General features: G+C 70.1%; 24 protein-coding genes. 14 read left to right on the plus strand and 10 right to left on the minus strand.

Annotated elements, in window-relative coordinates:
- The first annotated feature begins 36 nt into the window (after positions 1-36).
- Positions 37-1,173 (plus strand): anhydro-N-acetylmuramic acid kinase, encoded by a 1,137-nt coding sequence (locus ABTZ89_RS00090; RefSeq protein ID WP_351038528.1) that lies wholly within the window; start codon positions 37-39, stop codon positions 1,171-1,173.
- 30 nt (positions 1,174-1,203) lie between these two features.
- Here the strand turns inward: ABTZ89_RS00090 and ABTZ89_RS00095 are convergent, their stop codons facing one another.
- Positions 1,204-1,788 (minus strand): 2-oxoacid:ferredoxin oxidoreductase subunit gamma family protein, encoded by a 585-nt coding sequence (locus ABTZ89_RS00095; RefSeq protein ID WP_351038400.1) that lies wholly within the window; start codon positions 1,786-1,788, stop codon positions 1,204-1,206.
- Positions 1,789-1,878: 90 nt separating this feature from the next.
- Between ABTZ89_RS00095 and ABTZ89_RS00100 the strand changes: the two genes are divergently transcribed.
- The 6 genes from ABTZ89_RS00100 to glnA all read left to right on the plus strand — a co-directional run bounded on the left by ABTZ89_RS00100 (position 1,879) and on the right by glnA (position 9,961).
- The gene (locus ABTZ89_RS00100) at positions 1,879-3,318 is read left to right on the plus strand and encodes a class I adenylate-forming enzyme family protein (protein WP_351038402.1); all 1,440 of its coding nucleotides are present in this window, start codon (positions 1,879-1,881) and stop codon (positions 3,316-3,318) included.
- A complete protein-coding gene (locus tag ABTZ89_RS00105) occupies positions 3,311-4,528 on the plus strand; it encodes a lactate racemase domain-containing protein (protein ID WP_351038404.1) in 1,218 nt (405 codons plus the stop codon). The genes ABTZ89_RS00100 and ABTZ89_RS00105 overlap by 8 nt, the downstream gene beginning before the upstream one ends.
- A gap of 13 nt (positions 4,529-4,541) precedes the next feature.
- On the plus strand, positions 4,542-5,351 hold the full coding sequence (locus ABTZ89_RS00110) for an SDR family NAD(P)-dependent oxidoreductase (RefSeq protein WP_351038406.1): 810 nt from the start codon (positions 4,542-4,544) through the stop codon (positions 5,349-5,351).
- A 115-nt stretch (positions 5,352-5,466) separates the two neighbouring features.
- Complete coding sequence (locus ABTZ89_RS00115; protein WP_270948196.1) at positions 5,467-5,667, plus strand: hypothetical protein; 201 nt, start codon at positions 5,467-5,469, stop codon at positions 5,665-5,667.
- Entirely contained in the window at positions 5,586-8,444 is a 2,859-nt protein-coding gene (gene uvrA / locus ABTZ89_RS00120; RefSeq protein ID WP_351038408.1) for an excinuclease ABC subunit UvrA, read from the plus strand. Before ABTZ89_RS00115 ends, uvrA begins: the two co-directional genes overlap by 82 nt.
- Before the next feature lie 92 nt (positions 8,445-8,536).
- Positions 8,537-9,961 carry a type I glutamate--ammonia ligase gene (gene glnA / locus ABTZ89_RS00125; RefSeq protein WP_351038410.1) on the plus strand — a complete coding sequence of 475 codons (1,425 nt, stop codon included), beginning with the start codon at positions 8,537-8,539 and terminating at the stop codon, positions 9,959-9,961.
- A gap of 33 nt (positions 9,962-9,994) precedes the next feature.
- Here glnA and ABTZ89_RS00130 read toward each other — a convergent pair whose 3' ends face one another.
- Positions 9,995-11,176 carry a YVTN family beta-propeller repeat protein gene (locus ABTZ89_RS00130; protein WP_351038412.1) on the minus strand — a complete coding sequence of 394 codons (1,182 nt, stop codon included), beginning with the start codon at positions 11,174-11,176 and terminating at the stop codon, positions 9,995-9,997.
- Between the two features lie 135 nt (positions 11,177-11,311).
- The gene (locus ABTZ89_RS00135) at positions 11,312-12,454 is read right to left on the minus strand and encodes an L-talarate/galactarate dehydratase (RefSeq protein WP_351038414.1); all 1,143 of its coding nucleotides are present in this window, start codon (positions 12,452-12,454) and stop codon (positions 11,312-11,314) included.
- A 375-nt stretch (positions 12,455-12,829) separates the two neighbouring features.
- Here ABTZ89_RS00135 and ABTZ89_RS00140 point away from each other — a divergent pair, with 375 nt between their 5' ends.
- The 3 genes from ABTZ89_RS00140 to ABTZ89_RS00150 are packed head-to-tail and all read left to right on the plus strand — an operon-like array spanning position 12,830 to position 15,835.
- Entirely contained in the window at positions 12,830-13,828 is a 999-nt protein-coding gene (locus tag ABTZ89_RS00140) for a tripartite tricarboxylate transporter substrate binding protein (protein WP_351038416.1), read from the plus strand.
- Entirely contained in the window at positions 13,825-14,292 is a 468-nt protein-coding gene (locus ABTZ89_RS00145; RefSeq protein WP_351038418.1) for a tripartite tricarboxylate transporter TctB family protein, read from the plus strand. Before ABTZ89_RS00140 ends, ABTZ89_RS00145 begins: the two co-directional genes overlap by 4 nt.
- Positions 14,293-14,350: 58 nt before the next feature.
- On the plus strand, positions 14,351-15,835 hold the full coding sequence (locus tag ABTZ89_RS00150; RefSeq protein ID WP_351038420.1) for a tripartite tricarboxylate transporter permease: 1,485 nt from the start codon (positions 14,351-14,353) through the stop codon (positions 15,833-15,835).
- A gap of 17 nt (positions 15,836-15,852) precedes the next feature.
- Here ABTZ89_RS00150 and ABTZ89_RS00155 read toward each other — a convergent pair whose 3' ends face one another.
- Positions 15,853-16,728 carry a LysR family transcriptional regulator gene (locus ABTZ89_RS00155; RefSeq protein ID WP_270948110.1) on the minus strand — a complete coding sequence of 292 codons (876 nt, stop codon included), beginning with the start codon at positions 16,726-16,728 and terminating at the stop codon, positions 15,853-15,855.
- A 196-nt stretch (positions 16,729-16,924) separates the two neighbouring features.
- Here ABTZ89_RS00155 and kdgD point away from each other — a divergent pair, with 196 nt between their 5' ends.
- The 3 genes from kdgD to ABTZ89_RS00170 all read left to right on the plus strand — a co-directional run bounded on the left by kdgD (position 16,925) and on the right by ABTZ89_RS00170 (position 19,667).
- A complete protein-coding gene (kdgD, locus tag ABTZ89_RS00160; protein ID WP_351038423.1) occupies positions 16,925-17,845 on the plus strand; it encodes a 5-dehydro-4-deoxyglucarate dehydratase in 921 nt (306 codons plus the stop codon).
- A gap of 167 nt (positions 17,846-18,012) precedes the next feature.
- Positions 18,013-19,350, plus strand: coding sequence for an enolase C-terminal domain-like protein (locus tag ABTZ89_RS00165; RefSeq protein WP_351038425.1), 1,338 nt, complete (start codon positions 18,013-18,015; stop codon positions 19,348-19,350).
- Positions 19,257-19,667 carry a hypothetical protein gene (locus ABTZ89_RS00170; protein WP_351038427.1) on the plus strand — a complete coding sequence of 137 codons (411 nt, stop codon included), beginning with the start codon at positions 19,257-19,259 and terminating at the stop codon, positions 19,665-19,667. The genes ABTZ89_RS00165 and ABTZ89_RS00170 overlap by 94 nt, the downstream gene beginning before the upstream one ends.
- Before the next feature lie 82 nt (positions 19,668-19,749).
- Here ABTZ89_RS00170 and ABTZ89_RS00175 read toward each other — a convergent pair whose 3' ends face one another.
- The 6 genes from ABTZ89_RS00175 to ABTZ89_RS00200 form a co-directional block, all read right to left on the minus strand.
- Positions 19,750-20,202, minus strand: coding sequence for a hypothetical protein (locus ABTZ89_RS00175; protein WP_351038429.1), 453 nt, complete (start codon positions 20,200-20,202; stop codon positions 19,750-19,752).
- Between the two features lie 215 nt (positions 20,203-20,417).
- Positions 20,418-21,137, minus strand: a complete 720-nt coding sequence (locus tag ABTZ89_RS00180) for a GntR family transcriptional regulator (RefSeq protein WP_351038431.1) — start codon at positions 21,135-21,137, stop codon at positions 20,418-20,420.
- 39 nt (positions 21,138-21,176) lie between these two features.
- The gene (solA, locus tag ABTZ89_RS00185) at positions 21,177-22,358 is read right to left on the minus strand and encodes an N-methyl-L-tryptophan oxidase (protein WP_351038433.1); all 1,182 of its coding nucleotides are present in this window, start codon (positions 22,356-22,358) and stop codon (positions 21,177-21,179) included.
- 8 nt (positions 22,359-22,366) lie between these two features.
- On the minus strand, positions 22,367-22,762 hold the full coding sequence (locus ABTZ89_RS00190; protein ID WP_351038435.1) for a hypothetical protein: 396 nt from the start codon (positions 22,760-22,762) through the stop codon (positions 22,367-22,369).
- 22 nt (positions 22,763-22,784) lie between these two features.
- Entirely contained in the window at positions 22,785-23,354 is a 570-nt protein-coding gene (locus tag ABTZ89_RS00195) for a GNAT family N-acetyltransferase (protein ID WP_351038437.1), read from the minus strand.
- A gap of 42 nt (positions 23,355-23,396) precedes the next feature.
- A complete protein-coding gene (locus tag ABTZ89_RS00200) occupies positions 23,397-24,563 on the minus strand; it encodes a cation diffusion facilitator family transporter (RefSeq protein WP_351038439.1) in 1,167 nt (388 codons plus the stop codon).
- Between the two features lie 571 nt (positions 24,564-25,134).
- On the opposite strand from ABTZ89_RS00200, the gene ABTZ89_RS00205 reads away from it, so the two are divergent.
- Positions 25,135-26,676 carry an ABC transporter substrate-binding protein gene (locus ABTZ89_RS00205; protein WP_270948101.1) on the plus strand — a complete coding sequence of 514 codons (1,542 nt, stop codon included), beginning with the start codon at positions 25,135-25,137 and terminating at the stop codon, positions 26,674-26,676.
- The last annotated feature ends 13 nt before the right edge of the window (positions 26,677-26,689 follow it).

Consider the following 26,689-nt stretch of genomic DNA (forward strand, 5'->3'; position numbering starts at 1 on the left):
TGGTGGCGAGTGCTCGGGCTGATCTCCGGAACGTCGATGGACGGTGTCGACGTGGCCGCGGCGGAGCTGCGCCTGGACGGCGACGTCCTGGACCTCAGGCCGCTCGGCAGCACCACCGTCGCCTATCCCCCGGACCTGCACCGGGACCTGCTGGCCGCGCTCCCGCCCGGGGAGTGCAGCGCCGCCGAGCTGTGCCGCCTGGACACCCTCGTCGGGCAGCACTTCGCCGCCGCGGCGAAGGCCGGGCTGGAGCTCGCGGACGGCCGCGCGCACCTCGTCGCCTCGCTGGGCCAGACGCTCTACCACTGGGTCGAGGACGGCAAAGCGCGCGGCACGCTGCAGATCGGCCAGCCCGCGTGGATCGCCGAGGCCACCGGGCTGCCCGTGGTGTCGGACCTGCGCGCCCGCGACGTGGCCGCAGGCGGGCACGGCGCACCGCTGGCCGGTGTGCTGGACGCGCTGTGGCTGGCCGACGAACCGGGTCCCGGCGTGGCGCTGAACATCGGCGGCATCGCCAACATCACCGTCGTCGGCGGCGAGCGCCCGCTGGCCTACGACACCGGTCCGGGCAACGCGCTGATCGACCTCGCCGCCGCCCGGATCACCGGAAGACCGCAGGACACCGATGGCGCGATCGCGGCGAGCGGCACCGTGCGAACCGATCTGCTGGACGTCCTGCTCGCCGACGAGTACTACCGACTGGCCCCGCCGAAGTCGACCGGCAAGGAGCGGTTCAACGCCGAGCACCTCGACCGGGCGCTGGCGCGGATCGGCACCGAGGTCGACGGCGCCGACCTGCTCGCCACGCTCACCGAACTGACCGCGCGCACCGTCGCCGACGCCTGCCGCGCGGAAGGAGCAGTCCGCGTCGTCGCCTCCGGCGGCGGCGTGCACAATCCGGTCCTGCTCGCCGCCCTGCGCCGCCTGCTCGACGCTCCGGTGCTGGTCAGCGACGAGCTGGGGCTACCCTCCGACGGCAAGGAAGCACTGCTGACCGCGCTGCTCGGATTCCTCACCTGGCACGGCACGTACGGCAACACGCCGGGCACCACAGGTGCCGCCGGACCCCGGTTGCTGGGCAGCATCACCCCAGGAGCTGGACCGCTGCGGCTGCCTGCCCCGGCCGTCCACCAGCCGAGCCGGCTGCGCGTGCAGCCCGGCGACACCGCGTAGGAGGCAGCATGCGATGGCTAGACCTGGCCGTCATCGGCTTGTACCTGGTCGCCATGCCGGTGCTCGGGTTGTTGTTGAGCTCACGGCTTCGGCGCCCGCGGCCAGCGCGGTCGCATTGGATCCGGCGTGCTCCCGGCGGTACGGCGGCAGCAGCTCGGTCATCGCCGCCACCAGCGCTTCCTGCGAAACCAGCCCGGTCACGTTGTTGAACGCTCCGAGCAGCACGAACCCGGCAGCCTGCGGCGCCCCCAGCTCGACGGCCAGCGCGGTCGCCGCGACCGGCACCACCCGGTGCTGGTCGCCTGCGGTTTCCGGATCCACAATGGACGAGTTGAGCAGCAGCAACCCGCCCGGGCGCAAGCGTTCCGGCACCGCGCCGCTGAACTTGTGGTTGGCCACGATCGCCGACGCCGCGGACGGCAAGATCGGCAGCGCGCGCAGCGGTGCATCACCGATCACGACGGTCGACTGCGACGGACCGCCGCGCATCTCCCCGCCGTACTCCGCAGCGAGCATCGCGTGCCTGCCCTCCCGGGTCGCGGCCAGTGCCAGGGTCTTGCCGATCAGCTGGATGCCCTGCCCGCCGATGCCCATGAGCAGTACCTCGAACTCCACTGCACCACCTCCAGAGGAAGCGCTTGCTTGGTTTTTGATTTTTAATCTAAAGTCCGGTCCGGGTCAACGGTTCGACCTCGAGGAGGCGCAATGCCCCTGTTGATCGGCGACGCGATCCGCGATGCGGCCCGCGCGACACCTCAAGCCACCGCAGCCACCCTCGGCGCGGACCAGATTTCCTTCGCAGCACTGGACGAACAGGCCAACCGCGCCGCCAACGCGCTGCGCGGCCTCGGGGTCCGGCGCGGCGACGTGCTCGCGTGGTGGTCCGGCGCGGCACTGCACAACCTCACCGGGATGCTCGCCTGCGCCCGCATCGGCGCGGTGTTCGCACCGCTGTCACCGCAGCTCGGGCCCGGTGAAGCGCGGCCCGTGCTGGACTACCTCGATCCCCGGCTGCTGGTCTGCGACGACGAGCGGCTGGAGCCGGGCTCGGGGGTGCGGGCAGTCGGCGTCGACGGCCTGGACTCGCTGATCCGGTCGGCTTCCCCGGCAGCGCCGGTGACACCGGATCTCACCGAGGACGACCCGCACATCCTGTACCTGACCAGCGGCAGCACCGGCACCCCCAAGGGCGTGCTGGTCAGCCACCGCGCCAGCTGGCTGCGCTCCGCACCGGGCCCGGCGGACCCGCCGATGCGCGGAATGCTGAGCAGCTTCCCGCTCTTCCACTACGGCGGCTGGCACTACGTGCTGGAAGCATGGCTGAACCGCACCGCCGTTCACCTGGTGCCGAAGGCCGACGCGGCACACCTGATCGACGCCATCCAGCGGCACCGCCCGACCGCGATGTACGCCATCCCGGCGGTCTGGGAACGCGTGCTCGCCGAACCCGCCGATCTCAGCTCGCTGCGCAATGCCGACACCGGGACCTCGCTGGTCGCCGAAGAGCTGCTGGAACGGCTGGCAGCGCGGATCCCGCGAGCTCGCACCCGGATCCTCTACGGCGCCAGCGAAGCCGGCCGGATGACCTCGCTGGCGCACCACGAACTGGCCGGCCACCCCGGCAGCGTCGGAACCCCGTTCGGCGCCGGGCAGATCCGGATCGCCGAGGACGGCGAGGTCCTGTTCCGCGGCCCGACCCTGATGAACGGCTACCTGCGGCTGGCGGACCAACCGGTCCACGACGGCTGGTACCGGACCGGCGACCTCGGTCGGCTCGACGAGCGGGGTTTCCTGTACCTGACCGGGCGAAAGCGGGAAGTCATCCGTTCCGGCGGGGAGACGATCTCGCCTGCCGAGGTGGAGACGGCGATCCGCGGGCTGCCGGGAGTCCGGGACGTCGCGGTGGTCGGCCTGCCCGACTCGACCTGGGGCGAAGTGGTGTGCGCCGCCATCGTCCCGGAGGACGGCCAGCCGATGCCCACCGTCGCTTCGCTGCGCGCCCAACTGCCCGGACTCGCGAGCTACAAGCATCCGCGCGTCATCGCCGCTGCCGCGGAGATCCCGCGCACCAGCGCCACCGGGCAGGTCGTTCGCGCGAAGGTCCGCGCGAACGTGCTCGCCGAGCAAGCGGCGAGCCATGCCTAGGGCGTCCGTCCGCTGGCAGGCCTGGTTCGACGACTGCGACCTGGTGCTGGATTTCCCCACGGGCTGGGCAGTGCGCACCTGCTCCCCCCAGGACGCAACCGACATCGGTGCCCGAGGGATCGCGGCGGCATTCGCCGAACCCTTCGGCGCACCGCGACTCCACGAGATCGCTGCGGGTCGCACCGCGCCGTGCGTCGTGATCGACGACCTGTCGCGGCCGACGCCCGGAGCGCGCCTGATACCGGCCGTGCTCGACGAGTTGGCCGCCGCCGGCATCGCCGCCGAAGAGGTCACGGTGCTGATCGGCGCAGCCAACCACCGGCCGCTGATGCGCGCCGACCTGCTGAAGAAGGTCGGCGAGGAGGTGCTGTCCCGCTGCCGGGTGCGCAACCACTTCTCCTGGACCGGGTGCCGCGAGATCGGCACCACCACCCGCGGCACCCCGGTGCGCCTCAACACCGATTTCCTCGACGCCGACCTGAAGATCCTGGTCGGTTCGATCGTGCCGCACCCGGTCACCGGCTTCTCCGGCGGCGCGAAGCTCGTGCTGCCCGCGGTGGCGGCCATCGAATCCGCCCAGGCGTTCCACACCGGTGTGCCGAAACGCGGTGAGCGGCTGGGCATGACCGAGACGACTGCCCGCCGCGACGCCGAGGAAGCCGGCCGCATGGCCGGGGTGGACTTCATCGTCAACGCGATCCCCACCACCAACCGCGGCATCGCGGGCCTGGTCACCGGAGACCTGGTGGCAGCGCACCGCGCCGGGGTGGACATCGCCCGCCAGGTCTACGCCACACCGGACCCGGGCGAGGTCGACGTCGCCGTGTTCGCCAGCTACCCCAAGGACAACGAGTTCCTGCAGTACTCCACCGCCCTGTCCGCCCCCACCGGCGCCGGACGATCCCCGGTACTTCCGGGAGGGACCGTGGTGATCGCCACGGCGGCCACCGAAGGCATGGGCTTCCACTCCCTGTTCGGCCCGGGCATGCCGCTCGGCCACCTCGCGCCCACCCCCAGCGGGGACTTCGACCTCGTGATCTTCAGCCCCGGCGTGAGCGCCAACGATCTGCGCCCCGAACAACGGGCCGAGCTGACCCTGTTCAACACGTGGCAGGACACCTCGAACTGGCTGCACCGCAAGCATGGCGACCACGCCGCGGCGGCCGTCTTCCCCACCGGCACCACCCAACTGCTGAGGCCGCCGACCTGACCGCAGGAACTCGATGTGGACGGCGCCTGCGGCGTCCGACCACCGACCACCCTTCGAGGAGCACCCGTGCCGAACACTGCCCAGCCCACCATCAGCCTCGGTTTCACCCCCCGGCGACGTCCTGCTGGTCAGCGGCGCCGGGAGCGGGATCGGCGCGGCCATCGCCCTCCGCGCCGCGGAGCTGGAGCTCGCCGTCGCCGCCTGGGACCTCGACGGGAGCGCCATCGCCGCCACCGTCGACCGGATCACCAGGACCGGCGGCAAGGCCCTCGCGGTCACCGCTGACGTCTCCGCACCCGCCGACGTCGAGCGGGGCTTCGCCGAGAGCCGCCGCCTCGGCGAGATCCGCTACCTCGTCAACAACGCCGGGCCGTCCTCCGCCGGGGACCTCGACTTCGACGACGGCGTCCGGATCGCAGTCGGCAGCGTCCGGTCGATGACCGAAACCTGGCTCTCCGCCGGGGTTCCCGAGGGAGCCGCGCTGGTGAACATCGCTTCCGTCGCCGGAAACCTCATGGGCACGGATTCGCCCTGGTACTGCGCCGCCAAGGCGGGGATCGCCGGCTACACCAGGCACCTCGCCACCTACCGGAACACCGAGGTGCGCAGCAACGCGGTCGCCCCGGGCATGACCGACACCCCGCGACTCCAGGGCTTCGCGCGGAGCGAGGTCGGGCAGCGGTCGCTGGAGAAGAACCCGATGAAGCGGATGGCGACCGCGGACGACATCGCGTGGTCCGCGCTGTTCCTGCTCTGCCCGCTCGCCTCCTACATCAACGGCGTCCTGCTGCCGGTGGACGGCGGCTGGGCGGTGACCCAGTGACCGGCGGGCCGGCGGATCCGCGAGGTCGTGCTGCCACCGCACCGGCGCCTTAGCGGCTCCACCGGCACCATGCGCATCGCGGGCAACTGCAATTCGCTGCTGCACCGTCCACAGCGTGGCTGATGTGGCGCTCGGCGTGTGCTGGGACGCCACCGGCGAGGCCGCTGCGGTGGGCGAGTTCGAAGCCCTGTGCCAGACTGATTGCGTTGTCCTGACGTGGGTTGGTCTTGAGGCGTGGCTGACCGGCTGGTTGTTCGTGGCGCGCGTGAGCACAACTTGCGCGGCGTGGGCGTCGACCTGCCCCGCGACAGCTTGATCGTGTTCACCGGTCTGTCCGGTTCCGGGAAGTCGTCGCTGGCGTTCGACACGATCTTCGCGGAGGGCCAGCGCCGGTACGTGGAGTCCCTGTCGGCGTACGCGCGCCAGTTCCTGGGGCAGATGGACAAGCCGGACGTGGAGGTCATCGAGGGCTTGTCGCCCGCGGTGTCGATCGATCAGAAGGCCGCGAGCCACAACCCGCGTTCGACGGTGGGCACGGTCACCGAGGTCTACGACTACCTGCGGCTGCTGTACGCCCGCGCCGGGGTGCCGCACTGCCCGGTCTGCGGCGAGCGGATCAGCAGGCAGACCCCGCAGCAGGTCGTCGACCAGGTGCTGGGCCTGCCAGAGCGCACCCGCTTCCAGGTGCTGGCCCCGGTGGTGCGCGGGCGCAAGGGCGAGTACGCCGATCTGTTCACGCGCCTGCGGTCGCAGGGGTATTCGCGGGTGTCGGTGGACGGCCAGGTGCACCACCTCGACGAGGTGCCGAAGTTGCGGAAGCAGGAGAAGCACTCCGTCGAGGTGGTCGTCGACCGGCTCACGGTGAAGCCGGGCGCGAAGCAGCGGCTCACGGAGTCGGTGGAGACGGCGCTGGGGTTGGCGGACGGCCTCGTGACGCTGGAGTTCGTCGACCAGCCGCCGCGCTCACCGGACCGGCAGTGGTCGTTCTCGCAGAACCTCGCGTGTCCCCGCGGGCACCCCATCGACGTGCAGGACTTCGAGCCGCGGTCCTTCTCCTTCAACTCGCCCTACGGCGCGTGCCCGGTGTGCACCGGGATCGGGGTGCGCCGCGAGGTCGACCCGGACCTGGTCGTCGCGAACCCGGACCTGTCGCTGGCGGAAGGCGCCATCGCACCGTGGCAGGGCGGCCAGAGCGAGGAGTACTTCCAGCGCCTGCTGCACTCCTTGGCCGATGCCCGGGGTTTCTCGATGGACACGCCGTGGCGGCGGCTGCCCGCGAAGGTCCAGAAGGCGGTGCTGCACGGCTGCGACGAGCAGATCCACGTGCACTACCGCAACCGCTACGGCCGGCAGCGGTCGTACTACGCCAGCTTCGAGGGGGTGATCCCGTTCCTGGAGCGCCGCCTGGAGCAGACCGAGTCGGAGTACGTGCGCCAGCGGTACGAGGGGTACTTGCGGGAGGTGCCGTGCCCGGAATGCGAGGGAACCCGCCTGCGGCCGGAAGTCCTCGCCGTCACCCTGGAACACCGGCAGCTCGGGAAGCGCTCGATCGCCGAGGTGTCCGCCCTGTCGGTGGCCGGTTGCGCCGAGTTCCTGCGCGGTCTGGTGCTCGGCCGCCGCGAACGCTCGATCGTCGGCCGGGTGCTCGCGGAAATCCAGGCGCGCCTGAGCTTCCTGCTCGACGTCGGGCTGGACTACCTGTCGCTGGACCGGGCCGCGGGCACGCTCGCCGGCGGGGAAGCCCAGCGGATCCGCTTGGCCACGCAGATCGGCTCCGGTCTCGCCGGCGTCCTCTACGTGCTGGACGAGCCGTCGATCGGCCTGCACCCGCGGGACAACCACCGGTTGATCGCAACGCTGACCCGGCTGCGCGATCTCGGCAACACGCTGATCGTCGTCGAGCACGACGAGGACACCATCCGCGCTGCGGACTGGGTCGTGGACATCGGTCCGGGCGCGGGCGAGCACGGCGGGTCCATCGTGCACAGCGGTCCGCTGGACACCTTGCTGGCCAACCAGAAGTCGTTGACCGCTGCGTACCTGACCGGCCGCCGCTCGATCCCGGTACCGGCCGTGCGACGGCCAGCTGATCTGTCGCGGGCGCTGGTGGTCCAGGCGGCGCGCGAGCACAACCTCCGCGGCATCGACGTGTCCTTCCCCCTGGGTTGCATGATCGCCGTGACCGGGGTTTCCGGCTCGGGGAAGTCGACCCTGGTCAACGACATCCTCTACAACGGGCTGGCCAGGCAGCTGCACGGTGCCCACGCGGTGCCGGGCAAGCACCGCGGCATCACCGGCGTCCACCACATCGCCAAGGTCGTCCACGTCGACCAGTCCCCCATCGGTCGCACCCCGCGGTCCAACCCGGCCACCTACACGGGGGCGTTCGATCCCATCCGCAAGCTGTTCGCCGCCACCACCACCGCCAAGGTCCGCGGCTACCAGCCCGGGCGCTTCTCCTTCAACGTGCCGGGCGGACGCTGCGAAGCCTGCGCCGGGGCGGGCACCATCCGCATCGAGATGCAGTTCCTGCCCGACGTGTACGTGCCGTGCGAGCAGTGCGGCGGGGCCCGCTACAACCGCGAAACCCTGGACGTGCGGTACAAGGCGAAGACGATCACCGAGGTCCTGGACATGCCCATCGAACAGGCGTTGGAGTTCTTCGGGCCGTTGCCGGGGATCGCTCGCCGGCTGCGCACGTTGGTGGACGTCGGCCTCGGGTACGTGCGGCTGGGGCAGCCGGCACCGACGCTGTCCGGCGGCGAGGCGCAGCGGGTGAAGCTGGCGACGGAGCTCACGCGACGGTCCAACGCGGGCACCGTGTACATCCTCGACGAACCGACGACCGGGCTGCACTTCGACGACGTGCACAAGCTGCTCGACGTGCTGCAACGCCTGGTAGAAGCGGGCAACACGGTCATCGTCATCGAGCACAACCTCGAGGTCGTCAAGACCGCCGACTGGATCGTCGACCTGGGGCCGGATGCAGGGTCGGCGGGCGGCCGGGTGGTCGTCACGGGCACCCCCGAAGCGGTCGCCGAGGCGGAGACCAGCTACACCGGGCAGTTCCTGCGCCACGTGCTCGCTTCCTGAGCCCGGAGGAAGAGGTGATCGGCTGCGCATTCGAGTCCCGGAACGACCAACGCACTTCGAGCCCCTCGCCCGAGGAGATGTGGGAGGTAGCCATGTTCACCAGTCCGGACGACGTCCTGCGGTTCATCTCCGACGAGGACGTGAAGTTCGTCGATGTCCGGTTCTGCGATCTTCCCGGCATCATGCAGCACTTCGCCGTGCCCGCGAAGTCGTTCGCCGCGGAGATCTTCGACGAGGGCATCGCCTTCGACGGGTCGTCGGTGCGCGGCTTCCAGTCGATCCACGAGTCGGACATGCTGCTGCTGCCCGATCCCTACACCGCGCGGGTGGATCCGTTCCGCACCGAGAAGACGTTGAGCCTCAACTTCTTCGTGCACGACCCGTTCACCTTGCAGCCCTACAGCCGCGACCCGCGCAACATCGCGCGCAAGGCCGAGCAGTACCTTGCCGAAACCGGCATCGCCGACCTGGCCTACTTCGGCCCGGAAGCCGAGTTCTACCTCTTCGACTCGGTGCGGTTCTCCACCGCGGAGCACGCTTCGTTCCACGAGATCGACGCCGTCGAGGGCTGGTGGAACACCGGCCGGGCGGAGGAGGGCGGCAACCAGGGCTACAAGATCAAGTACAAGGCGGGGTACTTCCCGGTCCCGCCCACCGACCACCTGGCGGACCTGCGCGACGAGATCGTGCTGAACCTGATCGATGCGGGTTTCACCGTGGAGAAGGCCCACCACGAGGTCGGCACCGCGGGCCAGGCCGAGATCAACTACAGGTTCAACACGCTGCTGCACGCCGCCGACGACCTCCAGCTCTACAAGTACGTCGTGAAGAACACCGCGTGGCAGCACGGCAAGACGGCCACGTTCATGCCCAAACCGCTGTTCGGCGACAACGGATCCGGCATGCACACCCACCAGTCGTTGTGGAAGGGCGGCCGGCCGCTGTTCCACGACGAGGCCGGTTACGCCGGGCTCTCCGATCTCGCCCGGCACTACATCGGCGGCGTCCTGCACCACGCGCCGAGCCTGCTGGGGTTCACCAATCCGACGGTGAACTCCTACCACCGAATGGTGCCGGGGTTCGAGGCGCCGGTGAACCTCGTCTACTCCCAGCGCAACCGCTCGGCCTGCATCCGCATCCCGGTCACGGGCGCCAACCCGGCGGCCAAGCGGATCGAGTTCCGCTGCCCGGACTCCTCCGGAAACCCCTACCTCGCCTTCGCGGCGATGATGCTGGCCGGGCTGGACGGCATCGCGAACAAGATCGAGCCGCCGGAGCCCATCGACAAGGACCTCTACGAGCTGCCGCCCGAGGAAGCCGGCGCGGTGGTGCAAGTCCCGTCGTCGCTGGACGCCGTGCTGAACAGCCTCGAAGCCGACCACGACTTCCTGCTGCGCGGCGATGTCTTCACCTCGGACGTGATCGAGACCTGGCTCGCCTTCAAGCGGGAGCACGAGATCGACCCGCTGCGGCTGCGCCCGAATCCGTACGAGTTCGAGCTCTACTACGACGTGTGACGGGAGGTATCGCGCAGCCGCCGCCGGTGGTCGTCAGCGGAGGTTGCCGGTGTGCCCGAGGGAATACCGGCCTGGCTGCGGCATGTAGGTCAGCCCGTGCGGGCCGGCGCCGACCCGGATCCGCGCCAGCAGGTGACCGGTGTCGGTGTCGAACACGTAGACCTCGTTGTGGTACCGGCCGGACAGCCACAGCTGCTTGCCGTCGGCGGAAACCCCGCCCATGTCCGGGCTTCCGCCGCCGGGGACCTGCCACTTGCCGATCGGCTGGTGGGTGGTGCTGTCCAGGACCGACACGCTGCCCTCTCCCCGGTTGGCGACGAACACGCGCCGCGAATCGCGGGAGAAGTAGATCCCGTGCGCGCCCTTGCCGGTGGGCACGAAACCGATCTGCCGGCTCGCCGCGCCGTCGAACAGGTACACGCCCCCGGCCATCATGTCGGCCACGTAGAACGTGCTGCCGTCCGGCGCCAGCCGGCTGTCCTGCGGCATCCCGTCGTGCACTTGGTCGAGCTGGAAGGTGCGCACCTGCCGGCGCCCGGCGACGTCGAGCACGATCATCCTGTTGGCGAACTCGCACGTCACCAGCGCGAGTTTGCCGTCGGCGGTGAAGTCCATGTGGTTGACCCCGGCGCAGTCGGGCACGGACACCTGCCCTTGCCGCTGCCAGGTGTGCGGATCGTAGAAGTCCAGGCGCTTGTAGTACTCCGCGACGACGATGGCCGAGCTGCCGTCCGGGGTGAAGTACAGGTTGTACGGGTCCTGGACCTGCAGCGGGACACCGGGCTTGCCGGTCTTCGGATCGACCGGGGTGAGCGTCCCGCCCGGCACTTCGTCGGCGGCGACGTAGAGCGTCTTCAGGTCGTAGGACGGAACGACGTGCTGCGGCTCGTTTCCTCCTGGGAACGTGTCGACGACCTTGAAGGTGTTCGGGTCGATCACCGACACGGTGTCGTCCAGGCTGTTGGGCACGTACACCAGGTTGCGCACCCCGTCCATGGCTTCCGACAGCTGGCCGGGGCGGGTCGCCGCGTAGACGTCACCGGCGTCGAGCGGGGGTGGCATCCCCGCCAGCAAGTCGGTCTGCGGAGGCGCCGGAACCGCCGTGGGCGCGGACACGTCGGCGTGCACCTGGTGGTCCGGTTCCGGGACACCGCAAGCCGCCGCCACGAGCCCGAAGACACCCAACAACCCTAGGAACGCTTTCCTGAACCGCACGGCCGCGACGCTACAAGTCACCCGAAGAAGAGCGCGGAAAACCACGCCTCCGAAGTCGGCATAAGGCCTTAAAGGGTGACCCGCGCCCGCGCCTTCGAACCCGCCGGGCCCGCTGGAAGAGCCGCCCTCGCCGGGTCAGCCGTGGACTTCGTGTTGCGCGACCGTCCAGGACCGGGCTTGGTCGCTGATCGTCACTCCGAGGCCTGGGCGCGAGGAGAGGTGCATCCGGCCGTCCTCGATCCGGAGGTGTTCGTTGAACAGGGGGTCGAGCCATTCGAAGTGCTCCACCCACGGTTCCCTGGCGTAGGCCGCCGCGAGGTGGATGTGGATCTCCATCGCGAAGTGCGGGGCCAGCTGGAGGTTCCGGTCGTCGGCCAGCGCCATCACCTTCAGGAACTGGGTGATGCCGCCGACCCGCGGGGCGTCGGGCTGGACGACGTCGGCGCCGCCCGCCCGGATCAGCTCGCGGTGCTCGGCCGCGCTGGTCAGCATTTCACCCGTTGCGATCGAGGTGTCGAAGTTCGACGCGAGCACGGCGTGGCCCTCGAAGTCGTAGGCGTCCAGGGGTTCTTCGATCCACACCAGGTTCAGCGGATCCAGGGCTCGGCACATGCGTCGCGCGGTGGGGCGGTCCCACTGCTGGTTGGCGTCGACCATCAGCGCCGCACCGTCGCCGATCTCCTCGCGGACCGCGGTCACCCGGGCCAGGTCGACGGCGTTGTCCGGATGACCGACCTTGATCTTGATGCCGCCGATGCCGCTGGCCACCGACTCCGCCGCCCGGTCCACGACCTCCTCGATCGGCGCGTGCAGGAATCCGCCGGAGGTGTTGTAGCAGCGCACCGAGTCCCGGTGCGCGCCCAGGAGCTTCGCCAGCGGCAGGCCCGCGCGCTTGGCCTTGAGGTCCCACAGCGCGACGTCGAAGGCCGCGATCGCCTGCACCGACAACCCGCTGCGGCCGACCGAGGCACCGGCCCAGACGAGCTTGTCCCAGATCTTGGCGATGTCGCTGGGGTCTTCGCCGATCAGCACCGGGGCGATCTCGCGGGCGTGGGCGTACTGACCGGGGCCACCGGCGCGCTTCGAGTAGCTGAAGCCGATGCCCACCAGCCCGCTGGCCGTGGTGATCTCGGCGAACAGCACGGCCACCTCGGTCATCGGCTTCTGCCGCCCGGTCAGCACCTTGGCGTCGCTGATCGCGGTGGGCAGCGGCAGCGTCACCGAGGTGATCTCGACGCGGTCGATCCGGTCCAGGACGGCTGATTCGGTCGCGGTCACGGGTTCCCCCTCCATCGACGTCCACTGTGGACTCGGCTGCGCGCGGGCGGGTTCGTCGAACCGGATGCGCTTGATCGTGACCGGCCCGACCAGGGCCAGTGCTCCGCAGTGACCAGGACTTTAAGTCGGCGTACCGATTCCGGTCCAACACCAAATCAACATCGATCAATACCCGGACTGCATCGGCGCATCCAGCGTGGAAGCCGGCGCGGCACTCCCCCGCGCCGCCGGGCAGCGATGCGCGGAAGGTATCACTCGATACCAAATCGACCTTGGACACGCATCGCACGCGATCTTAGGCTGCCGAGCGTTCGACACCGTGACGGCACTCACACCGCGACGGTGGGCCGCCTCCAGCCGAAGGAGCCCCAGGTGATGTCGAAAGTCCCCGCACTCCGAAGAGTTCTGCCGTCCGTGCTCGCCGCTGCGCTGTCCCTACCGCTCGCCGCATGCGGCGGGAACCTGTCCAGCGGTGGTGGGGATTTCCCCGGCGGACCGGTGACGATGCTGGTCGGCCAGGCCCCCGGCGGGAGCACCGATCTCATCGGTCGCGCCCTGGCCGACGGCGCCGCCGACGACCTCGGCGTCGCGATGCCGGTGGTCAACACGCCCGGCGCCAACGGGGCGCTGGCCGCGAAGGAACTCGCCGGCAAGCAGCCGGACGGCCAGCACGTCCTGGTCCTCAACGCGTCGCTGACCTCGATCACCCCGCTGGCGGTCGCACCGGAGGAAGTCGTCGACATCAACGACTTCGAGGTGATCACCGGGGTTTCCCAGGACGACTACGTCCTCGTCGCCAACTCCTCCTCGGGCCTGCGCTCGGTACCGGACCTGGTCCAGGCCGGCCGGGACCTCAAGTTCGCCACGACCGGCGTCGGCACCGGCAGCCAGCTGTCCCAGGAACTGCTGTTCAAGCAGGCCGGGATCGCGGGCACCGCGGTTCCCTTCGACGGCGGGTCGCCGGCGATGACCGCGGTCCTCGGCAACCAGGTCGACGTCGCCTCCGTCCAGCTCGGCGAGGCGATCAGCCAGATCGAGGCAGGTCAGCTGACCCCGATCGCCACCTTCTCCGCGCAGCGCAGCCGGTACCTGCCGGAGGTCCCGACGGCCGTGGAGCAGGGCTACGACGTGCGGGTTTCGCAGTTCCGCGCAGTGGTCGCGCCCAAGGGCACCCCGCCGGAGCGGGTGGAACGGCTGCGCAAGGCGTTCCAGGCCACCTTCGCCGCGGACCGGTACCGCGAGTTCAACGAGGACAACCTGCTCACCCCGCACGAGGTCGACGGCGCGCAGGTGGTCCAGGAGTGGACCAGCTCGCTGGAGAGCTACCGCGCCATGACCCAGCAGTACGGGATCAGCCTCGGCGGGCCGAAGTGAGCGAAGCCCAGCCGGAGCACGAGCGCCCGGCCGGGATGGCCGCGAACCTGGTCGTCGCGCTCGTCGTGGTCGGAGTCGGGGCCTGCGGCGCGGTCGGGTCCTGGTCGCTGGGGCTGGGCAGCGCCGCGGAGCCGGCGGCCGGGACCTGGCCGTTCCTGGTCAGCCTCGCGATCTCGGTGCTCGGTGTCGTGCTCGCACTGCTGGCGCGGCGCACGCGCGACGCGGAGCGGATGTCGTCGGCGAGCTGGGCGGTCCTGGCCGCGATCGCGAGCATGGTCGGCTTCGCCGCGGTGATCACCGCGATCGGGTTCGAGATCCCGGCCGCGCTGCTGGCGTTCGTGTGGCTGCGGTTCCTCGGCCGGGAGTCGTGGCGGATGTCGGTGCTCGGCAGCCTCGGCATCGTGGTCGGGTTCTACGTGGTCTTCGTCGGCTTGCTGGACGTCCCCATCCCCCACCTGTTCTGAACCGGAGAAGAGCTCCCGGTTCCGGCCGCCGTGCACAACACTCCCGTTAGGAGCGGCGATGGATCTGGCCCCGGTGATCGAGGGGTTCGGCGTCGTTCTCGAACCCACCAACCTGCTCTACTGCCTGATCGGCGTGGTGATCGGGATGCTGGTCGGGGTGCTGCCCGGGCTCGGCCCGGCCGCCACGATCGCGATCCTGCTGCCGTTGACCTTCAACGTCGAGCCGGTCACGGCGATCATCATGCTCGCCGGCATCTTCTACGGCGCGCAGTACGGCGGCACCATCACCTCGGTGCTGCTGCGGTTGCCCGGCGAGGCGTCGTCGGTGGTGACGGTCTTCGACGGCTACGCACTGGCCCGCCAGGGCCGGGCCGGGACCGCGCTGGGCATCGCGGCGATCGGGTCGTTCGTCGGCGGCACCGCCTCGATCGTGGTGCTGTCGGTGCTCGCGCCGCTGATCGCCGGGTTCGCGCTCGACTTCGGCCCGCCCGAGTACGCGGCCCTCGCCCTGCTCGGCATCCTGCTGGTCGCCACCGTCAGCAACGGCGGCCGGGTGAAGGCGATCGTCGCCGCGTGCGTCGGCCTGCTGCTGGCCACCGTCGGCCGGGACGCGTTCACCGGCTCGGAGCGGTTCACCTTCGACCTGCTGCCGCTCTCGGACGGGCTCGACTTCGTGCCGATCGCGATGGGCGTGTTCGGGCTCGGCGAGATCCTCCACAACCTCGAACAGCGGCAGCAGGGCACGATGACCGCCACGCGGGTCGCCAACGCCTGGCCGTCGCGCGGCGACCTCCGGCAGTCGGCCGGGGCGATCGGCCGGGGTTCGGTCCTCGGGTTCGTGCTCGGGGTGCTGCCCGGCGGTGGCGCGACGCTCGCCTCGCTCGCGGCCTACGCGGTGGAGAAGCGCCGGTCGAAGACCCCGGAGCGGTTCGGCCAGGGCGCGGTCGAGGGGGTGGCCGCGCCGGAGACGGCGAACAACGCCGCAGCGACGTCGTCGTTCATCCCGCTGCTCACGCTCGGGATTCCGGCCAACGCCACGATGGCGATGATCTTCGGCGCGCTGCTGATCCAGGGCGTGACGCCGGGCCCGCAGCTGGTCGACGAGGACCCGGAGCTGTTCTGGGGCGTGGTGAACTCCATGTACCTCGGCAACGTCCTGCTGCTGATCATGAGCATCCCGCTGGTCGGGCTGTTCGTGAAGATCCTGCGGGTGCGCCCGGCGGTGCTCGCGCCGATCACCGTGCTGATCACGCTGGTGGGCGTTTACACCGTTCGCAACAGCGTTTTCGACATCGCGCTGGTGATCGCGTTCGGCGTGCTCGGCTACCTGATGAAGAAGTTCGGCTTCGAACCCGGTCCCCTGGTGCTGGCGTTCGTCCTCGGCTCGCTGCTGGAGACCTCGCTGCGGCGGTCGTTGCTGCTGTTCGAGGGGGACCCGACCGGCTTCGTCACCAGGCCGATCTCCGGCACCCTGCTCGTGTTCCTGGCCGTCGTCGCGCTGTTCCCGCTCGCGCAACGGCTCGTCCGCGCCAGGAGCCGCTGAGTGTCCACAATGGCGGGTCAGAGCAGATCGAGCAGCGCGTGCAGAGCCGGGTTGTCGTTCGCGCGGCGCCAGACCAGGTGCAGTTCCACCGGATCCGGTTCGGGCAGCTGCAGCGGTCGGAAGCGCACGCCTTCGAAGTGCAGCCGTGCCGCGGTGGCGGGCACCAGCGCGGCACCGAGCCCGACCTGCACCAGGGCCAGAGCGGTGTGGATCTGGCTGACGTGCTGCACGTACGTCGGCCGCACCCCGGTCCGGCCGAAGGCGGTGACGAGCAGTTCGTGGAAGTACCGCGCTTCCGTCGGGGAGTACATCACCACGTCGGCGCCGTGGAACTCGCCCAGTTCCAGCGGTTCGGAGCCATCCGCGAGCGGGTGCCCGTCCGGCAGCGCGGCCAGCAGGGGTTCGGAGCGGAACAGCCGCGACGCCAGCTCGGGACGCGCGGCCGGCGGGCGGGCGAGCCCGAGGTCCAGGGAACCGCCCGACAGCCGTTCCGCCTGGTCGCGGGTCACCAGCTCGTGCAGCACCACGTCCACGTGCGGCAGGTGCTCGCGAACGGTGGCCAGCAGGCCGCCGAGCACCCCGTACGCCGAGGTCGCGGTGAACCCGATGCGGATGATGCCGGCCTGGCCGAGGGTCGCGCGCCGCACCGAGAGCGCGGCGTTCTCCGCCTCGTGCAGCAGACGTCGCGCGTCCTGCAGGAACGCGCGGCCGGCCGGAGTCAGCCGCACGGTGCGGCTGGTGCGGTCGAACAGCTGGACCTTGAGCTCCTTCTCCAGCTGCTGGATCTGCCGGGTCAGCGGGGGTTGGGTCATGCGCAGCCGCTGCGCGGCCCGGCCGAAGTGCTGCTCCTCGGCCACCGCGACGAAACCCGTGAGTTGGTTGAGCGTGAACATCGATGCTGCCCCGGTATCAGTAGATGCATTGTTTGATTTGGACGGGCATTGATGGGCCACCTTACTGTCATCCGCAGACCGACCGTCCGAAGACACCAGGAAGTCGCTCCTGCTCGTCGGCGAACGCACCGCCCAGCCGCCGGGCCACGCAGCAGGCAAGGACGTCGTCAGGAATCGCCCACGGAGGAGATCTTTGATGTCCGCGTATTCGCCCACCGGCATGGCCCGGCAGCTCGCCAGCGGGCTGCTGTCGTTCCCGGTGACCCACTTCCGGCCCGACCTCGGCTTCGACGAGGCCGCCTACCGCGAGAACATCGGGTGGTTGAGCGGTTTCGGCGCGGCCGGGCTGTTCGCGGCCGGCGGCACCGGCGAGTTCTTCTCGCTGACCCCGGCCGAGGTCGAGCAGGTGGTGACCGCCGCGGTGCAGGAGGTGCCTGCGGGGCTGCCGGTGATCGCCCCGGCCGGGTACGGCACCGCGACGGCGGTGGAGATGGCCCGCGCCGCCGAACGCGCCGGGGCAGCCGGTCTGCTGCTGCTCCCGCCCTACCTGACCGAAGCCGACCAGGCCGGGCTCGCCGCGCACGTCCGGGCGGTCTGCGCCGCCACCGGGCTCGGGGTGGTCCTCTACAGCCGGGCCAACGCGATCTTCGAGGACACCACGGTCGCGGAGCTCGCCGAGGACTGCCCGAACCTGGTCGGGTTCAAGGACGGCGTCGGCAACGTGGAGAAGATGACCCGCCTGTACTCCCGGCTCGGCGACCGGCTCACCTACGTCGGCGGACTGCCCACGGCCGAGACGTTCGCACTGCCGCTGCTGGAACTGGGCGTGACCACCTACTCGTCGGCGATGTTCAACTTCGTGCCGGAGTTCGCGCTGCGCTTCTACCGGGCGGTCAGAGATCGGGACCGCGCCGCGGTGTACCGGTACCTGAACGAGTTCGTGCTGCCGTACTGCGACATCCGCAACCGGCGCGCCGGGTACGCGGTGAGCATCGTGAAGGCGGGCATGAAGGTCATCGGCCGCCCGGCCGGGCCGGTGCGCCCGCCGCTCGTCGACCTGGACGACGCCGAACTCGCCGCGCTGGCCGACCTGGTCGAGCGCGTGCCGGAGGAGTGATGACACCACCCACCGGATCGCCGAGGACCGACTCCGGCAGCGCCGGGTCGCCGGCTCCGGCGTTCCTGAACGGGACGCGCGATTTCAACGAGGTCTTCATCCCGATCGCCTGACGTGGCAGCGGCGGGCGAGCCGCGCTGCGAAAACCGTTTTGTGCGGAGGAACGCATGACGCAGAAGCAGCCCGTGGTCACCGCGATGCGGGTGGTCCCGATCGCCGGGCACGACAGCATGCTGCTCAACCTCAGCGGGGCCCACGCCCCGCACTTCACCCGAAACCTGGTGATCCTCACCGATTCCGAAGGCCGGACCGGGGTCGGCGAGGTGCCCGGCGGCGAACCGATCCGCAGCACGCTCGACGACGCGGCGGACCTGGTCGTCGGACGGCCGGTCGCCCGGGTGCGCTCGGTCCTCGGCGAGGTGCGCGCCCGGTTCGCCGACCGCGATGCGGGCGGTCGCGGCGCGCAGACCTTCGACCTGCGCGTCGCGGTCCACGCCGGCACGGCGATCGAGTCGGCGATGCTCGACCTCCTCGGCCAGCACCTGGAGGTGCCGGTGGCCGAACTGCTCGGCGACGGGCAGCAGCGCGACTCGGTGCCGGTGCTCGGCTACCTTTTCTTCGTCGGCGACCGGAAGCGAACCGACCTCGCCTACCGGAGCCCGGCGGACGAACCCGACGACGACTGGCTGCGCCTGCGCCACGAGGAAGCCCTCACACCGGAATCGGTCGTGCGCTTGGCGGAAGCGGCGCGGCAGCGCTACGGGTTCCGCGACTTCAAGCTCAAGGGCGGTGTCCTGCCCGGACCGGCCGAAGCCGAGGTCGTCACCGCGCTGGCGCAGCGGTTCCCCGAAGCGCGGATCACCCTGGACCCCAACGGCGGCTGGCAGCTGGCCGAAGCGATCGAGATCGGCCGCGCCCTGCGCGACGTCCTCGCCTACGCGGAGGACCCGTGCGGCGCCGAGGGCGGCTACTCGGGTCGCGAGACGATGGCGGAGTTCCGCCGCGCGACCGGGTTGCCCACCGCCACCAACATGATCGCCACCGACTGGCGGCAGCTCAACCACGCGATCCGCGCCGCAGCGGTGGACATCCCCCTGGCAGACCCGCACTTCTGGACGATGAGCGGCTCGGTGCGGGTGGCCCAGCTCTGCCACGAGTGGGGCCTGACCTGGGGCTCGCACTCCAACAACCACTTCGACGTGTCCCTGGCGATGTTCACCCAAGTCGCAGCGGCGGCCCCCGGTGAGATCACCGCGATCGACACCCACTGGATCTGGCAGGACGGCCAGCGGATCACCCGGGATCCGCTGCGCATCACCGAAGGCCGGATCGACGTCCCCGCCTCCCCCGGCCTCGGGGTGGTCCTCGACGTGGACCGGGTGCAGGCAGCCCACGAGCTCTACCTGGAGCAATGCCTCGGAGCCCGCGACGACGCAGCAGCGATGCAGCACCTGATCCCGGGCTGGACCTTCAACCCCAAACGCCCAGCCCTCGACCGCGACTGACACCCGCGGCAGGCCGTGATCTCACCCCTGATGCGGGGCACCGAGTCGCGAATTCGTCTTCGTCGCAACAGCTTCGGGAGTCACGCGGGCCGGATCCACTTGTCGCAACCGCAGCCCTCTCCGGAGTTCCCATCCCCGGATTCGGCGCCGCACTGAGCTACTACGACTCACTCGCCGCCAAACGCCTCCCCGCCGCACTCGTCCAAGGCCAACGCGACTACTTCGGAGCCCACACCTACCACCGCATCGACGAACCCGGCACCTTCCACACCCGGTGGTCCGACAACCGCACCGAAACCACCATCACCGACCACTAAGGCGTGTCCGGCCACGAGATCTCCGGAAAGATCATCGTCTTGGTCGATGGCACATCAACAGGCCAGCACTTCGATGCACGCCTTAGCGGAGCAGGTCCGGCCGGACTCTGGCTATCTCCTGGGCCAGCTGCCGGACCGTGGTGGTGTCCGGCAGTCTCAGTTCCACTTCCGGATCGGCAGTGGGCAGGCGTCGCAACAGCGCGCTGTGGCGGGTGACGAAGCGACGGTCCACGGGGGTGAGCACCAGGGCCGACCGCACCGCCCTCGAGTTCGGGTCGTCCTTGACCGGCGGGCGCGCTTCCTGACCGCGCACGGCACGCAGCTCGTCCCACGCGATCAGGTCGGATTTGCGACCGGCCCGCCACCACAGTCCACGTTCATCGACGGCGAAGCGATGCGTGCGGGGGACGGAGCCGACCATCACCAGCAGGCCGCCCAGCGCGAACGCGCCGAACAGGAACGACACGAGGGCCGGAGAAAGATCGGCTTTCGACGTCCCCGACGGGTTCCCGATGTCGGGGAAGACGAAGGCCATCCCGAAGAAGACGAACATGGCCAGCCCGCCGATGAACATCGCCCGGCCGGATCGATACTCGACTACGGGCGTCCCAGGATCGGGTGACCATGTTCGTGCGGACACGGCAGGCAGCGTAGCTGAAGACGGGAACCGGCAGATACATCATCTAGCGAGACCGTCACGCACTAGCACTGCACGCCGTCGACGTGATGTGCGCTGGGGCCGGCAGGTGTTCAGCGGCGTCGGGGGGCGGTGGTGTCGGCCAGGACGATGCCGGTGGCGGCCCGGTTCGGGTGCCCGGTTCCGGAGACGAGCCCTTCGAGGACCCGGGCTCGGCTCGCTTCGATCTGCTGGACGACGATCTCGCGGGCCCGGGGAGCGTCTCGGGCCAGGAGCGCGTCGTGGAGGTCGTGGTGCTCGTGCACCATCTCCGCGGCGCGGTCGCGGTTGCCGAGGCTGATGAAGAACAGCCGCTGCATCTCCTCGAGCAGGCCTTGCAGGGTTCTGGCCAGGCGTTCGTTGCCGGTCGCCTTGGCGATGCGGACGTGGAACTCCCGGTTGTCCTGCAGGAACCGCTCGTAGCTGAGCGTGTCACCGTGCACGTACGTCTTGTGGGCGAGCGCGTGCAGTTCCTCCAGCTCTTCCTGCGGTGCGCGCTGCGCGGCGAGCTCGACCGCCACCGGTTCGAGCACGAGTCGCATTTCGAACAGGTCCTGGACGCTGGCCAGGGTGACCACCGAGACCCGGTAGCCCTGCCGAGGGCGCACCTCGACGAAGCCCTCCTGCACCAAGCGGCGCAGCGCCTCGCGGACCGGGGAGCGGCCGAACCCGGTGGTCTCGGTGAGGGCGACCTCGCGCAACTCCTCCCCCGGTGCCAGCTCGCTGGTCAGGATCAGGTGCTTGAGGTGCTGGTAGGCGCTCTCGGTCGCGCTGCCTGAAACGTTTCGTGACATGTCAGGTGCGATGATACCGCTCGGCAGCGCCGCGGCAGGTCACGCCGGCGTCAGGGCATCCGGGGGCCAGGCCGCCAGCGGCCGGTCCGGGGCCAGGAAGTCGACGTCGCGCGGGGTGCGACCGTCGGTGACCAGGTCGGCGACGACGTCGCCGATGGCGGGGGCGAACTTGAACCCGGCGCCGGAGAAGCCGCAGGCCAGGATGATCCGCGGCTCGTCGGGCAGCGGGCCGAGCAGTGGTTGCCCATCGGTGGTGTAGCCCTCCAGTCCGATCGTCGTGGCCACCGGGTCGGCGTGCAGTCCGGGGAAGTAGGTCGCCACGGCGTCCCGGAAGAGGTGCAGGAGTTCCCTGCCGACGGTCAGCGGCGGGTTGTCGGTGTCGTGGACGACGGGGTGCCCGGTGGTGTAGATGCCGATCTTGATCGTGGCGCCGTCGACCACCGGGAAGCCGTAGGCGTTGACGTCCCCGACGCGTTCGAAGACCGGGAAGACGTCGCTGCGGTACCGGTCGACGTCGTCGGGCACGTACCAGGCCTGCACCACGCGCCTGGGCAGCACCGCGGTGCGCATCGCCGGGAGGACGTCGCGCACCCGCGCTCCCGGTGCGACCACGACGTGGCCGTAGCGCCGGGAACCGGTCTCGGTCCGGACCACGACGCCGTCGGCTCCCGGCTCCACGCCCAGCACTCGCGTGTGGTCGAAGACGACCGCACCGAGCTCCTCGGCCCGTTGGGCCGCGGTCACCACCGACAGCTCCGGTCGCAGGAAACCCGCCTTCGGGTCGAGGACGCCCGCGTCGCCGGCTCGGACCAGGTGCTGCGGAAAGCGTTCCTTGAGCTCGGCGCCGTCCAGCACCTCGTGGTCGAGGCCGGCCGCGCGCGCCGAAGCGTGCGCGGCGACGAGCGCCGGTGCGTCCGCCGGCCCGAGGATCAGGCCGCCGACCAGGTGCAGGAGGCTGCGCCCGGTCGCGCTCTCCAAGCCGCGCCAGAGGTCGAGCGCCTGCAGCGCGAGCGGGGTGAGCCGCGGTTCCCGCTGGCTCTGCACGGAGAACCGCCGCGTCTGCCCGGAGAACGCGCCCCGGTCGTGCCCGATGCCGAACCGCTCGTAGCCGTGGACGCCGTGGCCGCGGACGGCGAGCCGCCACGCGGCCATGGCTCCGATCGCGCCGAGTCCGATCACGGCGACGTCGGCGTCGTGCTGCGCCTCGGGGGACATGGACATCAGACCCCTCAGGCCGCGACGAACTCGTCGACCTCGGATGCGTGGACGTGCAGCATGCGGGCCAGCGAACCGTTGCCGCGCGAGAACTTCAGCCGCGGCTCGGCCCGGTTGAAGAACGCCGCGCCCTGGTCCGGGGATTTGTCGGACTTGTCGTCGGGGTACAGCGGGTTGCTGGTGTTCTCGATCTTCGGCCACAACGCGCGGGCCGCTTCGGTGGACTCGAATTCGAGGATCAGCACGAGGGTGCCCGGCAGCAGCTCGTTCGCGACTTCCTCCAGGACCGAGCCGCCGAGGTAACCGGGATGCCCGTCCAGGGACCGCAGGAAGTCGCGGAGGCAGTCCTTGGCTTCGTCGACCTTGCCCGGTTCGGAGACGTAGATGAAGACGTCACGCCGTTTGGCCATCGTCAATTCCTCATTTCGTCGATCAGACCGATGCGGCGTTGCGCACGGCGAGCGGGATTTCCATGAACACCGCGCGGGACACCCCGGCGGTGTCGTCCTCGACCAGGACCGAGCCGATGGACAGCCAGAACGGCACCGCGCCCGGCGAGTGGCGGAAGGTGTGCAGCGCGACGGTGTCGTAGTGGCCTTCGCGCCGCACGCGGTCGAGGACTTCGCGGATCAGGACCCGCGCTATGCCGCGCCGCCGGTGCTCGCGCAGGACGTAGACGCGGACGAGCTGACCGGTGCGACCGTCCCGGTAGCGTTCCACCAGGTGCGGCGGGCTGAGCCCTTCCTTCAGCTCCCCGCCGCGGATGCCCGCCGTGGCCAGCAGTTCACCGGTGCGCTGGTCCTCGGCGACGAGCAGGAACGGTGCCTCGGGTTCGAGGTACCAGCCGGCCATGTCGTCGATGTCGGCGTGCACGACCGGGTCGTAGGGATCGCCGAAGTCCTCCCGGACGGTGCGCAGCATCAGCGCTCGCGCTTCCGGGATGTCGGCGGCGGTGAGTTCTCGGACGAGGTATCCGGTGTCGTGGTCGGTCTTCGCTGGCATGGGCGCAAACCTCCGGTTCGGTGTTGGCTTGCGGAACCGCCGCTACTGCTGGGCGGCCAGTTTCGCCCGGTACTCGGCGCGGGCTTCGGCGCTCGCGTGGTGTCCGGCGAGTTCGTGCAGATCTGCTGGTCTTGCTCCGTCGACGATCGGGTGCAGGTGCACGACGACCGATTCGAGGTGCGGTGTCGCGTGCAGCAGTTCGTGTTCGACGCGGTCGGCGATCCGGTGTCCTTCCAGGACGGTCAGATCACCCGGCACCGCGACGTCCGCGTCGGCCTCCATGCGGTGGCCGTTCCAGCGGGCGCGGACCCGGTCCACCGCCACCACGCCGTCGACGGCGGAGGTCGTGCGGGTCATCGAATCGATGACGCCGGGTTCGACGCCGTCCATCAGCCGGCGGAACACGGTGCGCATGGTGCTGATCAGGATGCCCGCGATCACCAGCGCGATGATCAGGCCGATGATGGCGTCCGCGCGCTCGAAGCCGAGCCACACCCCGACCACGCCGAGCACCACGGCGATCGAGGTGAGCCCGTCGGCGCGGGCGTGCTGCCCTTCGGCGATCAGCGCCGCCGAGCCGATCTTGCGGCCGGTGCGGATCCGGTAGATCGCCACGATCTCGTTGCCCGCGGCGCCGACGAAACCCGCGGCGAAGACCCACCACAGGTTGGTCAGCGGGCGCGGGTTGATCAGGGCGTCCACCGACTCCCAGATGATCAGCACCACGGAGGCCGCGATCACCAGGGAGATCAGCACGCCGGCCAGGTCCTCGGCCCGGCGGTAGCCGTAGTTGTAGCGCTTCGTGGCCGCGCGCCTGCCGAGCCGGAAGGCGATGACCAGCGGGATCGTCGTCACCGCGTGCCCGAGGTTGTGCAGGGTGTCGGCGAGCAGCGCGATCGATCCGGAGATCGCCACGATCGCCATCTGCAGGATCGCGGTCGCCATCATCCCGGCGAGGCCGATCCAGGCCGCCCGGATCCCCTGACCGCTGGTCTCCTCGGCCGACTGGATGGCTTCGTTGGCGTCGTGCGAATGCGGCACCACGACGTGCTTCAGCTTCGCCAGGAAGCCGTGCTCGTCGCCGTGCCCATGACCGTGGCCGTGCCCATGTCCGTGTCCGTGTCCGTGGTGCGCGCCGTGGTCGTCGTGTTCGTGCTCGTGGCCGACTGCCCGAGCTCCGGCCGCACTGGTCGAGTTTTCGCTGCTCATCGAGACCGAATTCCCGTCTGTGGTGGGAGCGCGCGAGATGTTCAGCGCGTGATGTTTCACGTGAGACGTTACAAATGCTCGGCCCGGACCGTCAACCGCTGAACGAGCTCCGCAAGACGTCCGACCCAGGTTGTTAACAAAGTGGCCCAGACCGCGAGCGGGCCCGGCGGATTACCGACACTCCTCGCGAAACTCCTGGTGCGCAAAGCTTTTTCGCCCGTTCAGACGCATCCCGGCGAGAGGTGACCGGTCAACGATCCGCTCAGCAGAAGGAATTGTTGACAACGCCTGATCGCTGCCACATGATTGCCCGCATCCTTGCCGAGCCGATCATCCGGCTCACCTCGGTCGGCCGCTCTCCCCAGCGGTCGGCGTCCGCACCGTTGCAGCAGCTGCCAGTAGTGCGCCGCGATTGCCCCGTCCTCGCCGATGGCCAGGACTTCCGGCGAGCAGCGGAGCGGGAGACGAGAAGTCGACGAGGCGCCCGTCGCCCGGAACCGACCACGAGATCGACGCACACGCCTGGCGGTCGTGATCTACCGGCGGCTGTCCCCCTCCCCAGGTGGTTCCCATGAGAAGCTCACGACTCGTCCGCTACGCCGCCCTCACCGCGGCGACCGCACTGGCGCTGGCCGGCTGCGGCACCTTCGAGAACGGCTCCCCCGGCGGCGCCGACGGCGGATTGGTGATCAACCTCCAGTTCACCCCCAAGTCCCACTACGCCCTGGAAACCGACGACGCCCTGGTGCTCAGCCAGGTCGGCTGCCTGGAAACGCTGCTCACCTACGACGCCGGAGCGAGCGAGCTCAAACCGATGCTGGCCACGTCCTGGCAGCAGAGCAGCCCGACGTCCTGGGACTTCAAGCTCCGCGAGAACGTCAAGTTCCAGGACGGCACCGACCTGACCGCGGCCGCGGTGGCGGATTCGCTGCGGCGACTGCTCAAGGCCGAGGCACCGCCGCGCGCGTTCACGCCGAAGGTGATCGCGGGCGTGGACGCCCTCGACCCGTCGACCGTGCGGATCACCACCGGAAAACCGAGCGCGCTGCTGCCCTTCCGGCTGGCGAGCGCGAACACCGGGATCCTCGCCCCCGCGGCCTACACCGACTCCGGCATCGACCCCGTTCGCCACTGCACCGGCCCGTACACCCCGGTTTCCGAGGCACCGAGCCAATCGATGACGTTGGAGCGCAACGCGAACTACTGGGGTCCCCCTGCTGCAGTGTCCCATGTGGAGGCTCGGTTCACCCCGGAAGGCACCACCCGAGCCACCCAGCTGCAGACCGGTGAATCCCAGATCGCGCTCGGCATCCCCGCCACCAAGCTGGCCGAGCTGCGCAGCAACAGCGAGCTCGCCGTGACCGAGGCGTTCACCCCTCGCACCACCGGCCTGTACTTCAACAACTCCCGCGCCCCGTTCGACAAACCCGAGCTGCGCAAGGCCGTTCAGGCCGCGCTCGACCTCGGGGCCATCGCCACGAGCGTCTACGACAACGGCGCGAAACCGGCTGTGGGACCGTTCTCCCCCGACGAAGCGTGGGCACCGCGAGGCGCCAAGCCGCCGGCGCAGGACGTCGCGAAGGCCAAGAAGCTGCTCGCCGACGCCGGATACGCCCCGGGGCAGCTCAAGCTGACCCTGCTCGCCTACGCCGAACGGCCGGAGTTCGGCGACCTGGCCGCAGTTGTCCAAGCCAACCTGGCCGCGATCGGGATCACCGTCGAGGTGCGGATGAGCGACTACTCCGCGATCGAACCCACGCTGCTGGACGGCAACTACGACCTGGCGCTGCTGTCCCGCAACCACCTCACCGACATCGCCGATCCGATCGGCTACCTGACCGCCGATTACAGCTGCAACGGCGGGTTCAACATCAGCAAGTTCTGCGACCCGGCCGTGGACGCCGCGCTCGACTCCGCGAACGCGATGGCCACGCCCGACGAGCGCAACGCCGTCTACGCCGACATCGCGCGACAGCTCGAGGACAACGCCGTCACCGCCTTCGTGGTGCACGAGCAGACCTTCGCCGCGCACCGCAACTCCGTGCGCGGATTCGTCGACGACCCGATGGCCAGGTACGCGGTGACCAACTCGCTCACCGTGGCGAACCAGTAAGCACCGAAGGGAA

Source organism: Saccharopolyspora sp. NPDC002686 (assembly GCF_040295745.1).
Taxonomy (GTDB): domain Bacteria; phylum Actinomycetota; class Actinomycetes; order Mycobacteriales; family Pseudonocardiaceae; genus Saccharopolyspora; species Saccharopolyspora oryzae.

Excerpts from the sequence above, each read along its gene's own strand:
- ABTZ89_RS00090 (WP_351038528.1), top strand. The coding sequence starts at position 37 with ATGGACGGTGTCGACGTGGCCGCGGCGGAGCTGCGCCTGGACGGCGAC.
- ABTZ89_RS00100 (WP_351038402.1), top strand. The coding sequence starts at position 1,879 with ATGCCCCTGTTGATCGGCGACGCGATCCGCGATGCGGCCCGCGCGACA.
- ABTZ89_RS00105 (WP_351038404.1), top strand. The coding sequence starts at position 3,311 with ATGCCTAGGGCGTCCGTCCGCTGGCAGGCCTGGTTCGACGACTGCGAC.
- ABTZ89_RS00110 (WP_351038406.1), top strand. The coding sequence starts at position 4,542 with ATGTGGACGGCGCCTGCGGCGTCCGACCACCGACCACCCTTCGAGGAG.
- glnA (WP_351038410.1), top strand. The coding sequence starts at position 8,537 with ATGTTCACCAGTCCGGACGACGTCCTGCGGTTCATCTCCGACGAGGAC.
- ABTZ89_RS00140 (WP_351038416.1), top strand. The coding sequence starts at position 12,830 with ATGTCGAAAGTCCCCGCACTCCGAAGAGTTCTGCCGTCCGTGCTCGCC.
- ABTZ89_RS00150 (WP_351038420.1), top strand. The coding sequence starts at position 14,351 with ATGGATCTGGCCCCGGTGATCGAGGGGTTCGGCGTCGTTCTCGAACCC.
- ABTZ89_RS00155 (WP_270948110.1), bottom strand. The coding sequence starts at position 16,728 with ATGTTCACGCTCAACCAACTCACGGGTTTCGTCGCGGTGGCCGAGGAG.
- kdgD (WP_351038423.1), top strand. The coding sequence starts at position 16,925 with ATGTCCGCGTATTCGCCCACCGGCATGGCCCGGCAGCTCGCCAGCGGG.
- ABTZ89_RS00165 (WP_351038425.1), top strand. The coding sequence starts at position 18,013 with ATGACGCAGAAGCAGCCCGTGGTCACCGCGATGCGGGTGGTCCCGATC.
- ABTZ89_RS00170 (WP_351038427.1), top strand. The coding sequence starts at position 19,257 with ATGCCTCGGAGCCCGCGACGACGCAGCAGCGATGCAGCACCTGATCCC.
- ABTZ89_RS00175 (WP_351038429.1), bottom strand. The coding sequence starts at position 20,202 with ATGGCCTTCGTCTTCCCCGACATCGGGAACCCGTCGGGGACGTCGAAA.
- ABTZ89_RS00180 (WP_351038431.1), bottom strand. The coding sequence starts at position 21,137 with ATGTCACGAAACGTTTCAGGCAGCGCGACCGAGAGCGCCTACCAGCAC.
- solA (WP_351038433.1), bottom strand. The coding sequence starts at position 22,358 with ATGTCCATGTCCCCCGAGGCGCAGCACGACGCCGACGTCGCCGTGATC.
- ABTZ89_RS00190 (WP_351038435.1), bottom strand. The coding sequence starts at position 22,762 with ATGGCCAAACGGCGTGACGTCTTCATCTACGTCTCCGAACCGGGCAAG.
- ABTZ89_RS00195 (WP_351038437.1), bottom strand. The coding sequence starts at position 23,354 with ATGCCAGCGAAGACCGACCACGACACCGGATACCTCGTCCGAGAACTC.
- ABTZ89_RS00200 (WP_351038439.1), bottom strand. The coding sequence starts at position 24,563 with ATGAGCAGCGAAAACTCGACCAGTGCGGCCGGAGCTCGGGCAGTCGGC.
- ABTZ89_RS00205 (WP_270948101.1), top strand. The coding sequence starts at position 25,135 with ATGAGAAGCTCACGACTCGTCCGCTACGCCGCCCTCACCGCGGCGACC.